Annotated in this window: 8 protein-coding genes and 2 pseudogenes; 5 read left to right on the top strand and 5 right to left on the bottom strand. The window is 44.8% G+C overall.

Annotated features, from left to right (window positions below):
• Positions 1–95: 95 nt before the first annotated feature.
• Together ppx and ppk1 are read right to left on the bottom strand one after the other, a co-directional pair.
• Positions 96–1,601, bottom strand: coding sequence for an exopolyphosphatase (ppx, locus tag R7M92_RS14100; RefSeq protein ID WP_318133667.1), 1,506 nt, complete (start codon positions 1,599–1,601; stop codon positions 96–98).
• Positions 1,585–3,675, bottom strand: coding sequence for a polyphosphate kinase 1 (gene ppk1 / locus R7M92_RS14095; RefSeq protein ID WP_005381748.1), 2,091 nt, complete (start codon positions 3,673–3,675; stop codon positions 1,585–1,587). The genes ppx and ppk1 overlap by 17 nt, the downstream gene beginning before the upstream one ends.
• Before the next feature lie 207 nt (positions 3,676–3,882).
• Here ppk1 and R7M92_RS14090 point away from each other — a divergent pair, with 207 nt between their 5' ends.
• The 5 genes and pseudogenes from R7M92_RS14090 (at position 3,883) to phoU (ending at position 9,341) form a co-directional block, all read left to right on the top strand.
• Complete coding sequence (locus tag R7M92_RS14090) at positions 3,883–6,087, top strand: ABC transporter permease subunit (RefSeq protein WP_318133665.1); 2,205 nt, start codon at positions 3,883–3,885, stop codon at positions 6,085–6,087.
• 30 nt (positions 6,088–6,117) lie between these two features.
• Positions 6,118–6,349: pseudogene (locus R7M92_RS25095) on the top strand (phosphate ABC transporter, permease protein PstA); the annotation flags it as partial.
• Positions 6,350–6,822: 473 nt separating this feature from the next.
• Positions 6,823–7,791: pseudogene (gene pstA / locus R7M92_RS25090) on the top strand (phosphate ABC transporter permease PstA); the annotation flags it as partial.
• Positions 7,792–7,793: 2 nt separating this feature from the next.
• Positions 7,794–8,612, top strand: coding sequence for a phosphate ABC transporter ATP-binding protein PstB (gene pstB / locus R7M92_RS14080; RefSeq protein ID WP_005381745.1), 819 nt, complete (start codon positions 7,794–7,796; stop codon positions 8,610–8,612).
• 30 nt (positions 8,613–8,642) lie between these two features.
• On the top strand, positions 8,643–9,341 hold the full coding sequence (gene phoU, locus R7M92_RS14075; RefSeq protein WP_238966672.1) for a phosphate signaling complex protein PhoU: 699 nt from the start codon (positions 8,643–8,645) through the stop codon (positions 9,339–9,341).
• Between the two features lie 62 nt (positions 9,342–9,403).
• Here phoU and ppk2 read toward each other — a convergent pair whose 3' ends face one another.
• The 3 genes from ppk2 to R7M92_RS14060 all read right to left on the bottom strand — a co-directional run bounded on the left by ppk2 (position 9,404) and on the right by R7M92_RS14060 (position 11,888).
• A complete protein-coding gene (gene ppk2, locus R7M92_RS14070) occupies positions 9,404–10,180 on the bottom strand; it encodes a polyphosphate kinase 2 (protein WP_005381743.1) in 777 nt (258 codons plus the stop codon).
• A 70-nt stretch (positions 10,181–10,250) separates the two neighbouring features.
• Positions 10,251–10,994, bottom strand: a complete 744-nt coding sequence (locus R7M92_RS14065) for a copper homeostasis protein CutC (RefSeq protein WP_411974281.1) — start codon at positions 10,992–10,994, stop codon at positions 10,251–10,253.
• A 282-nt stretch (positions 10,995–11,276) separates the two neighbouring features.
• Entirely contained in the window at positions 11,277–11,888 is a 612-nt protein-coding gene (locus R7M92_RS14060; protein WP_005381738.1) for a peroxiredoxin C, read from the bottom strand.
• Between the last annotated feature and the right edge of the window lie 138 nt (positions 11,889–12,026).

The following is a 12,026-nucleotide window of genomic DNA, read 5'->3' as shown; positions in this document are numbered from 1 at the left end:
GGCGCTGGACTAAACAAAGGCCCCCTTTTAGGGGGCTCACACAAAGCCACCTTCTTTAGAAGGTGGTAATTTACTTAGGTATGGACAGTACGAGATCAGAAAGTGAGTGTCCACTTCGCGCTATCCCAACGTTCTTGTTCTTCCTGTAAATCCGCGTGAAGTAATTTATTGTTTTCTAGCCATGCTTCATCTGTGCATGTGAGAATCCATTCGTCATTTTTGATAGATAAGGTGATATCAGGCAATGGATCTTCATTACGCTGCCCATTTAATACAATAGAAAGTCGTAATATTTTGATGAGGCTTATAACGTCACTCTGTTTATAGAGGTTGAAATCTGGTAGTTCTTGCAATTTGAGCGCTTTACGCTGGAAGCGAGCTAATGTTGCAAGCACTAATTGCTGCTCACGGTTGAAGCCTTGTAGGGTGGAGTGCAACAGAATATAAAAAGAGTGGCGATGGAAACTACGCAAGTTGATACTTAATCCGACTTCGTGAAGCAACGCTGCCCACTCTAGTAAGTCAAATAACTCACTCTTTTTCTTAATGCCTAGTTCAGAGCGTACCTGGCATAACATCTCACGTACATGCCCCTTAACACGAGCGGCATGCTCTAAGTCGACCCGGTGCTTGTTGGCTAAATTTTCTGTGGTGCGCATGCGAATATCGGAGCGTGCAAAACGTTCTTCCATTTCGTACAACAGGCCTTCGCGTAGAGCACCATCGGAGAAAAACATTTGCTCAATACGAAGCGCTTTGAAAATCGCGGACAAAATCGCTACGCCTGCTGCGAATACGGGTTTACGTTCTTCTGTTAGACCCGCCAGTTCAATATCTTCAATGGAATCAAATTTACACAGAGTTTCGATAAGTGTATCCAGTCGACTCGCTGTGATCAGGCCATCTTCAAAACCTAATCCTACTAGCACTTCTTGAATCGCTTTGATGGTTCCTGATGAGCCGAGAGCAATATCCCAGCCCTTTTTACGATATGTTGAAGCGATGGACTCGAGTTTTTGTTCGGCAGCTAACATCGCCTTGCTGAAGTTTTTTCCTGACAGTTTGCCGTTTTTAAAGTATTGCTCTGTAAAACTGACGCATCCCATCTGTTTACTGTTGAGAAGCTCAGGCTCAAATTCTTGTCCAATAATCATCTCGGTACTGCCGCCTCCGATATCGATGACTAGTTTGGAGTTGGATTCTACTTGAGTGTGCGCGACACCTAAGTAAATCAGGCGGGCTTCTTCTTCTCCAGGGATAATTTCTATTGGGAAAGGCATCACTTCTTTTGCACGCTCGATGAAAAGGTGGGCATTTTTAGCGCGTCTTAGTGTGTGTGTGGCGGCGATACGTACATTTGACTCATCAAGCCCTTGCAACCTTTCAGCGAACATGGCTAAGCATTCTAGCGCACGCTCCATTGCGGCGTGACTTAAGTTCAATTCACTGTCGAGTCCTGATGCTAAGCGAACACGTTGTTTATGACGACTAACCAGTTGTAGGTCACTGCCAACAACTTTGGCCACCACCATATGGAAACTGTTTGAGCCGAGGTCTATCGCGGCAATGTAGCGAGTATCTTGTTCAAGTATTTGAGGCATCTGAATTTTGTTTTCTAGTTTGCTTTTCTATATTTTTAAGATAGTCATAGATAGCGATTTGAGAGCGAACTTTTTTGCGATTACCTCGTGGTACGTAAGCGTTACTCATTTCTTTATCTATTAAACGAGCCTTTACTGTATCGGTAAAATGGATATTCGTTATATCAATAATTCTCTGTTTCAAACGTGGATCACGGACTGGTACTGCTACCTCGATACGGTGATCAATATTTCTTGTCATCCAGTCTGCGGAGGAGATATAAACTTGCGGATCGCCATCATTGTGGGTGATCACCACGCGAGGGTGCTCAAGAAAGCGGTCAACAATACTGATGATGCGAATATTGTCGCTGATCCCCTCAATGCCCGGTACTAATGAGCACATGCCTCGAATGATCATGTTTATTTTTACACCGGAAGTACTTGCTCCATAAAGCTTATTGACGATGCCTTTATCGACTAGGTTATTGACCTTGATCGTAAGAGCGGCTTTTTTCCCTAGCTTGGCATTCGCAATTTCATTATCGATTAAGCGGTAGATTTGGGTTCGAGAATTACGAGGAGATACCATAAGGTGATTGAACTTCACTGGTCGGTATGGATTCTCAATGTAACCGAAGACATTACGGACTTCATTAGTGATTTCTTGATCTGCCGTAAGCAGGGAGAAGTCGGTATAAATTCGTGCCGTCTTCTCATGGAAGTTGCCTGTGCCGATGTGTGCGTAGCGAATAATTTCTTCACCTTCACGGCGGCTAATCATCAGTAGCTTTGAGTGAATCTTAAGACCAGGCGCACCAAAGATGACGTGCACACCCGCTTCGGTTAATACTTTTGACCATTCGATATTGGCTTCTTCATCAAAGCGAGCTTGCAGTTCTACGACCACAGTGACATTTTTGCCGTTGTGCACCGCATCAATTAAAGAGTTCATCAAGCGAGAATCTTTCGCGACGCGATAAATGTTAATCTTGATACTAAGTACTTTGGGATCGAAGGAGGCTTGGCGCACTAACTCACTAATGTGGTCAAAAGTGTGGTAGGGATAATAGAGCAGAATATCTTTCGCTTTAATCGCGTCAAAGCTGTTGGCATAACCTTCGAAATCGGCACATTTCATTGGCGGGAGAGGTTTATTTTCAAGATATTCTCGTCCAACATTTGGAAAGCCGATGAAGTCTTTAAAGTTGTGATAGCGTCCGCCGGGGATAAGGTTATCGTAGTTAGAGATATTCAGTTTGTTACACAGAAACTCTAACATTTGAGGCGGCATATCGCGTTCGTAGACGAAGCGAACGGGCTTTGCTGTCAGTCGCTGATTGACCCCCTCTGACATTTGTTCAAGCAAGCTGTACTCGATTTCATTGCGTAAATCGTATTCAGCGTCACGCGTCATTTTCATCGCATAGCCGCTAAGCTCATCATAATCAAAAAAGCCTTTGAACAGCTCGTCCAAACAGTGGCGGATAATATTATCAAGTAAGATGATGGTTTTTCGGCGCTTTCCTTTCTGTTCTGGTACCATCACAAAGCGGGGAAGGTGATCGGTCGGAATTTCGATCAGAGCGTACTGGTAATGTTCTTCTTTACGCAGTTCTACGGCGATGTAAGCGTACTCGTCTTTGAGAAATTGCAGAACATCGATCTCGTCTTTCATTAGGAGGGGAGTGATATGCGGCATTACCTCTCTACGGAAGTATTTTGCGATCCACTTTTGTTGCGATTCATCCAGTTGTTGTTCGTTGACCAAGAAAATGCGACGTCGTGCCATTTCTCGAATCAATTCGCTGTAAAGCTCATCAAATTGTTCGTTAAGCTTTAGTGCTTTCGACTGCATTTTGGTTAACAGTCGTTTAGGGCTATCACTGCCACCGCGCTCTTGGCTGATTAGGATTCTGCGCTTCACGTCCGCAAAGCGTACTTTGTAAAATTCATCTAAATTGTTGGAAAAGATCCCAAGAAAGCGAATACGTTCGATCAAAGGGACGGTTTTATCGGCAGCTTCTTGTAATACTCGTTCGTTGAAAGACAACCAACTCAGTTCTTTTTCTATATATAGTTTTTCTGCGCTCATAACCTTACCTAGCCAAAAGTGAAGTATTACGTACTCATCTTGGAAAAATGGATGAGTGAGAACATTATGAGATTTTCATTACAGATTTATTTCATACCACGCATTGCATAAGAGTTGTATTCTTTTCAGGTGTTTAATGTGATCTGTAATATAATTGTCATCTTAACGACATATTCTAGTACTAAGTCAAAAAAGGTAGAGATTTAAATGGCACAAGCCGAGTTTTCATTGCAGGAAAAAGATAAGAAACGACTGATAAAAGATCGTTTAGTTCGACTTGCAGTGACATCCGGTGGTGTCGGCGTACTCGCGGCGCTTATTTTGATCTTTGTCTACCTCGCCATGGTGATCATTCCGCTTTTTTCTGATGCGGAGATCAAAACCAACCAAGCCATTCGAGCCACTCATATTGAAACACCACTTGCGATTTCAGTGGATGATTACGCTCAGCTCGCGTTCGTTCTAACCCAAAGTGGTGAGATTCAATATTTGTCGATGGACGATCCTACGAAACCTGCGGTGTATAAACAGCAAATCGTCCAGAAACCCGTCGCTTTCTCTCAATCTGCTCCTGGGCTAGGTTGGTATGGATTTGTTGATGGGCAGGGTAAAGCGAACCTTTTCAAGCCAGAATTTAATGCCACATTGAGAGAAAATACACGTCCTCCGGAAGTGATTGAGCTAGACACCAGCATGGATCTGACACTAAGTACGCCTCAAGATCCTGTGACTCAGTTTGTATTTGCAGCTTCGACGCCCTTACCAACGATTGTTTGGCAGAAGCAAAGCGGTGAAGTAAAGGCTCGTTGGCAAGTGGCTTCGTCTTTGGGTACACCTCCGACAACGATCGATTTTACGTTCTCTTCAGGCTTTGATGCACCTCAGCAAATGTTATTGACACCTGATGGTGAAACGCTTTATTTGCGCGATGGCTCTGAGTTGATCGTGTTAAAGAAAACCGCACGTAAATTTGCTGTGCGAGAGGTGGTCGACCTAACTCAAGGTGATAAGAAGCATTCCGTTCGTACGATAGACTTATTGGCTGGTGCTTACTCGCTTTTGGTGACGCACAACGATGGTCGGGTGTCGCAATGGTTTGATACGCTGCAAGAAGAAAAACGCACGTTAACGCATATTCGTGATTTTAAATTGGCATCAGAGCTTAAGTATTTGTTGCCGGATTCTCATCGAAAAGGATTTTATAGCTTTTACACCAACGGCACGTTGCAAAGTCATTATACAACTAGTGAAAAACTGGTGTTGTTTAAGCGTGCGTACAATCAAGCGCCCGCAATCGCAGCAATGTCTAACAATGAACGCTACTTAATCACTTGGCAAAATAATGCGTTAAATGTTGCGGAAGTGGACAATGCCTACCCGGAAATTTCATTGTCTTCATTATGGCAAGAAGTGTGGTACGAAGGGTATCCTGAGCCTGAATTTGTGTGGCAATCGACTTCGGCGAGCGATAACTTTGAGGCTAAGTTCAGCCTAGTACCTATTGCGTTTGGAACGATAAAAGCGGCGATGTTTGCGATGCTGTTTTCAGTACCGCTCGCAGTGCTAGGTGCTATTTATACGGCTTACTTTATGTCGCCACGCATGCGTCGTGTCGTAAAACCCTCGATTGAGCTAATGGAAGCACTGCCGACGGTGATCATAGGTTTCCTCGCGGGATTGTGGTTCGCGCCTATTGTCGAAGATCACCTGATTACGATCGTCGTTATGCTGTTTGTTTTGCCCTTGAGCACCATGATTATGGGCGGGCTATGGGCATTAATACCGCAACCTCTGCGGAATCGTCTGCCTAATGGTTGGCATGCTTTAGTGCTCATGCCTGTCATATTGGTACTGATTGGGCTTGGAGTGTGGATTTCGCCTACGATTGAGCAGACGTTCTTTGGTGGCGATATGCGCTTATTCTTAACCGAGCATGGTATTGGTTACGATCAACGCAATGCATTGGTGGTGGGGTTAGCGATGGGGTTTGCTGTTATCCCGACGATTTTTACCATTGCCGAAGATGCCATTTTCTCTGTACCGAAGCATTTATCGGATGGCTCTTTGGCATTAGGGGCCACGCCTTGGCAAACTTTAATCTATGTTGTCTTGCTTACTGCAAGCCCAGGTATTTTTTCTGCCATTATGATGGGCCTGGGACGCGCTGTTGGCGAAACCATGATTGTGTTAATGGCAACGGGCAATACGCCATTAATGGATTGGAATATTTTGGAAGGATTGCGCAGCCTGTCGGCGACCATCGCCGTTGAGTTGCCAGAGTCGGAAGTTGGAAGTTCGCATTATCGCCTGCTGTTCCTAGCTGCATTGATTTTATTTGTGTTTACGTTTGCAGTAAACGCGCTTGCGGAGTGGGTTCGTCAGAGACTGAGAGATAAGTACCGTGCGTTGTAATAATGGTTTGAATAAAGAGCGAGTAATAACGTGTTAAATTGGATTCGTTCTGGCGCACCGTGGATATGGCTAACAGGCGGTGCAGTCAGCATCAGTTTGTTGTCGGTATTAGGGTTGTTACTCCTTATCGGCTGGAAAGGCCTGACTTACTTTTGGCCAGCGCCCTTGTATCAGTGGAATGTTGCAGCGCTGACACCTGTACAAGGCGAAGTGCTACATGAAAATACTATTCTGATTGGTCAAGTGTATGAGCGCAGCTTTGTACCGAAGAGTTATTTGCCTGAAAGCGCAGCACAACAGTTAGAAGACGATGAAGATTTTGCCACGCGACTCAACATCAAAATCGCTAACCGAGAGTTGTATCCCGCCGATTTTATCTCCGTATTGCAAATGCAGTTGGATGAGCCCACTACGCCAAAAGAGTGGGCGGTGATAGAGCGCAGTAGCGGTGGTTATTTCTTTGGTAAGCTGGTGGCGTTTCAAGATGGCGATAATATATACACCAGTGATATTCAATCGGTACTAAATAAAAAGCTTGATGATGCAGAAACTCTGCGCCATGAGATTGATTCTTTGGTGGTCGATCAGCTTAAAGAGCTTGGTTGGAAGCTAGAGCAGTTGCGATTAGAAAAGCGCAAGCATGAATTGAATGACACGCTGACAGAAAGCTTCTTAAAGGAAAATCAGACGAAAAAAGAGCAGATAGAGAAAGCGCTTGAGACGTTAGATTTGCAACTTGATGGTTTACGACTTCAGCTCTCTGACTATGCCTTGATTGTCGAGGATATGACCGGGTCACAAGTATCGATTCCGCTCGAAGATATTTTGGACTACTGGTATCCAAACCAAATGTCACTGCCTGATAAAGTCATGCATTGGGGAAAACAGGTTTGGAAGTTTTTATCTGAAGATCCAAGAGAGTCAAACTCCGAAGGAGGCGTGTTCCCTGCGATATTTGGTACGGTTTTCTTAGTACTCATTATGTCGATCATTGTGATGCCACTTGGGGTGATCGCCGCTATCTATCTACATGAATATGCTAAGAATAACGCTCTAACCAGAGTTATTCGTATTGCAGTTATAAACCTAGCGGGTGTTCCATCGATTGTTTATGGCGTGTTTGGTTTAGGTTTCTTCGTTTATACGATTGGTGCCTCTATCGACAACGTATTCTATGCGGAGAAGCTACCGGCACCAACCTTTGGTACGCCGGGTTTGTTATGGTCTGCACTAACTCTTGCCGTGCTGACGCTTCCAGTTGTGATTGTTACGACGGAAGAAGGTTTAACTCGTATTCCGAGTTCAGTACGACATGGCTCTCTGGCACTTGGTGCAACTCAGTTCGAAACGCTATGGCGCGTGGTTTTGCCTATGGCGACGCCAGCTATTATCACAGGTTTGATCCTTGCGATTGCGCGTGCAGCTGGCGAAGTAGCGCCACTGATGCTGGTGGGGGTCGTGAAATTGGCATCCAGTTTACCGGTTGACGGACAATTCCCTTATGTGCATTTGGATAGAAAGTTCATGCATTTAGGTTTTCACATTTACGATGTTGGCTTTCAAACCTCCAACATCGAAGCGGCGCGACCATTAGTTTATGCCACCTCTTTCTTACTCGTGACAGTGATTGTCGGGCTAAACTTAACAGCAATCAGTATTCGCAATAATTTACGAGAAAAATACAGAACGTTAGGACAAGATTAAGTATGTTTAATTTTGATAGTACATTAGGTTATGAGCCACCATTGGATGTTCATAATTTAACGGATGAACAAACAGCCATCTCAATCGAGAACCTTAATCTGTTCTATGGTCAAACTCAGGCGCTGCATGATATTTCGATGCGAATTCCCAAAGGGCGAGTCACCGCTTTTATCGGTCCTTCAGGGTGTGGAAAGTCGACGTTATTACGTTGCATCAATCGCATGAACGACTTAGTGGAAGGGTGTCGAGTCACAGGTAAAGTGCGTCTCCATGGCAAGAATGTTTATCATCCTAATGTCGATGTTGCGACACTTCGACGCCGAGTGGGGATGGTGTTTCAAAGACCCAATCCATTTCCTAAGTCTATTTATGAAAACGTAGTTTATGGCTTACGCTTACAAGGTGTAAAAAACAGCCGTAGTTTAGATGACGCAGTGGAGCGATCCTTGCGCTCGGCGGCGTTGTGGGATGAGGTAAAAGACCGCTTGCATGAGAACGCATTTGGCTTATCTGGTGGTCAGCAACAGCGCTTGGTCATTGCGCGCGCGGTTGCGATTGAGCCGGAAGTCCTGTTATTGGACGAGCCAACATCAGCGCTGGATCCAATCTCAACTTTAACTATTGAAGAGCTTATCAATGAGCTGAAGACTCAATATACTGTCGTTATCGTTACCCATAACATGCAACAAGCGGCGAGAGTGAGCGATCATACTGCATTCATTCATATGGGTAAGTTAATTGAATACTCTGACGCGGACTCGATCTTCACTTCGCCAATGAAGAAACAGACCGAAGATTACATTACGGGTCGCTACGGTTAAGTCGCGACTCTATACGGAATAAGGAACATCATGCACTTTGGACGTCATATTTCAGGGCAATTTAACGTAGAGCTAGAATCGATTCGTACTCATGTATTAACCATGGGAGGCTTGGTAGAGCAGCAGCTTTCGTATTCTATTCAAGCCTTGCATAAAGAAGACATCGAACTGGCGCGTAAGGTTGTGCGTGACGATCATAAAGTGAATGCGATGGAAGTCTCGATCGATGACGCCTGTACACGCATTATTGCTAAGCGTCAGCCAACGGCAAAAGACTTGCGCTTAATCATGGCTATCATCAAAACGATCACGGATTTAGAACGCATCGGTGATGTGGCGACACGCATTGCTTACGTTGCCATTGAAAGCCCATCATCAAAAGAACGACAATTCCAAGTGTCGTTAGAGCCTCTCTGCCGTCAGGCAATTAATATGCTGCATCAGGTTTTAGATGCGTTTGCCCGCATGGATGTAGAAGCGGCAGCAGAGGTGCATAAACAAGATGACAAACTAGACGCCGAGTATGAAGCGGTGATTCGTCAGTTGATGACTTACATGATGGAAGATCCAAAAAATATCCCTAATATTCTTCAAGTGATGTGGTCGGCACGCGCGATTGAACGCGTGGGGGACCGCTGCCAGAACATCTGTGAATACATTATTTACTTTGTGAAAGGGAAAGATGTACGCCACCTAGGTGATCAAAGTATTGATGACGTACTGAAGTAACTGACTTCAACAAATAGACCAGCTTTTAGGCTGGCCTATTTATTAGAGAGAAGGAAAGCACGTTAATATTTATCAGGAACGAAGGTCTGATCATCAATGGGCGCTCTGACGTAACCTTCTTTATTGAGTTCAGGTAATTCGATGGGTGAGTACTCAAGTGCTTTGTAATCAATCTGGCTTAGTAAATGACTGATACAGTTCAAGCGCGCTTTCTTTTTGTCATCAGAAGGGACGACCCACCAAGGGCAGTTTTTCGTGTCTGTATAGGCAAACATCTTATCTTTTGCTTCCGAATACTCCGCCCAGCGATGACGTGACTCTAAATCCATGGGGCTGAATTTCCAACGTTTGATCGGCGTATTAATTCGACCTAGAAAACGTTTTTCCTGCTCTTCGTCTGAAACCGAAAACCAATACTTAATCAGAATAATCCCAGAGCGTTGCAACATTCTTTCGAATTCAGGACAAGAGCGTAAAAACTCTTCGTATTCATCAGGCGTACAGAACCCCATGACTTTTTCGACACCCGCTCGGTTATACCAACTTCGGTCAAATAAAACGATTTCACCAGCAGATGGTAAATGAGCGACGTAACGTTGGAAGTACCATTGCGTTTTTTCTTTTTCGGTCGGTGCAGGCAGAGCGACCACGCGACAAACACGCGGGTTTAGCTTTTCTGTAATTCGCTTTATCACTCCGCCTTTGCCCGCAGCATCACGTCCTTCAAACAAAACCACTACCTTTAACCCTTTGTGTTTGACCCACTCTTGAAGTTTTACGAGCTCAACTTGAAGGTTTTTGAGCTCCTTTTCGTATTCCTTTTTCTTCAATTTAGACATACACCTTTCCTCACTCCTTGATAAACAATATGTTAGCACTCAAAAGCTATGCGCGTGAGGTTACGGTGGTCTATTTGAGAGCTGCTACGACATCGGTAATGGCTTGTGTACTTGTGATGGGGATTAAAAAATCATCGACATCGGATGCGCCCATTTTGCTTTGTTCAGCAACAAAGGTCATTTGGCTAGGGCGTGTGGTTTTGCCTGACAGATGGATTTCAGGAACTTGAGTGTCTTCTACTAACGCACGTACGTTACTCGCATTAACGCCAGCCCCCGCCATGATTGCTATGCGCCCTTGGGCTTGCTTAACCAAAGCTCTAAGCACATCGATCCCTTGTGGTGCTGAAGGCGCAAGACCGGAGGTTAAAATACGTTCACAACCTAAGCTGATCACTTCTTCCAAAGCTTTTTCAGCGTCACGACACTGGTCAAAGGCACGATGGAAAGTCACGCCTAAGCCAAGCGCTTGAGCAAATTCACACAGTGCCGTTGCGTACGGCATATGAATGTCGCCGTCTTGAGTGAGCACGCCGAGCACGACACCATTCAAGCCAGCTTGTTTAGCGGCTTCAATATCCCAACGCATCATTTCGATCTCTTCTTCATTGTAGAAGAAGTCACCTTGGCGTGGGCGGGTCATGGCATAAACTGGAACACTCGAAAGCTTAGCCGCTTGCTGCATAAAGCCATAACTGGGTGTTAGTCCGCCTAAAGCCAAAGAGGAGCAAAGTTCAATCCGAGTGGCGCCGCCAGCAATGGCGTAGTGCAGAGATTCAATATTATCAATACAGACTTCTAGGTGAGTAACCACGTTCATTCATCCTGCTAACGTTACAAATAAGTGTTGTGGCTAAGATATTAACAGGGCCAGTAAGCAGAATCTGTATGGAGGGGATGATAAATAGAGGTAAAGTTTACGCTGAAGCGTTACCTCATTTGGCGGTTTATCTGAAGGAAAAAGAAAGCCCAGAGCAGAGGCTCTGGGCTTTGATAGGACTTTACTTAGACTGATTGGCGTTTGCGGTTTTCCGCATTAGCTTATTGCTTTATATACATCCAACCATCACACCCGTTGAGCTAGGGTGAAGGTCTATTATTTTTTGCCTAGGTCAGCTGCGTGCTCAGATAGGAACGCTGCAACACCTTTTGGAGATGCGTCCATACCTGCTTTACCTTCTTCCCATTGTGCAGGACATACTTCGCCGTGCTTCTGGTGGAAGTTAAGAGCGTCAACCATGCGTAGCATTTCGTCGATGTTACGGCCTAGTGGTAGGTCGTTAACTACTTGGTGACGTACAACGCCTTCTTCGTCGATTAGGAAAGAACCACGGAAAGCAACGCCTGCTTCTGGGTGCTCAACGTCGTAAGCTTTACAGATTTCGTGCTTAACGTCAGCAACTAGTGGGTACTTAACTTGACCGATACCGCCATCTTCGATAGCAGTGTTACGCCATGCGTTGTGAGAGAACTGAGAATCGATAGAAACACCGATTACTTCAACACCTTTAGCTTGGAAGTCAGCTAGACGGTTGTCGAATGCGATTAGCTCAGATGGGCAAACGAAAGTGAAATCTAGTGGGTAGAAGAATACTACTGCTTTCTTACCTTTAGTGAACTCTGCAAAGTTGAAGTTTTCAACGATTTCACCGTTACCTAGAACAGCTGCTGCAGTAAAATCAGGGGCTTGACGACCTACTAGTACCATTTTTTTGCTCCTAAAAAGTATGGTTAGCTCCAAACCGAATTCAGTTGTGTCGGTTTGGTTCGTGTTTGTACGAGACAAACTATAGTACAGATTGTAGTATTGAAAAAAGCGAAATAAATAGATTGAGTTAATCGAAAA

The sequence above is a fragment of the Vibrio sp. Vb2880 genome (assembly GCF_033337975.1).
In the GTDB taxonomy this organism is placed as follows: Bacteria; Pseudomonadota; Gammaproteobacteria; order Enterobacterales; family Vibrionaceae; genus Vibrio; species Vibrio alginolyticus.
This window is presented reverse-complemented; position numbering and strand designations above follow the sequence as displayed.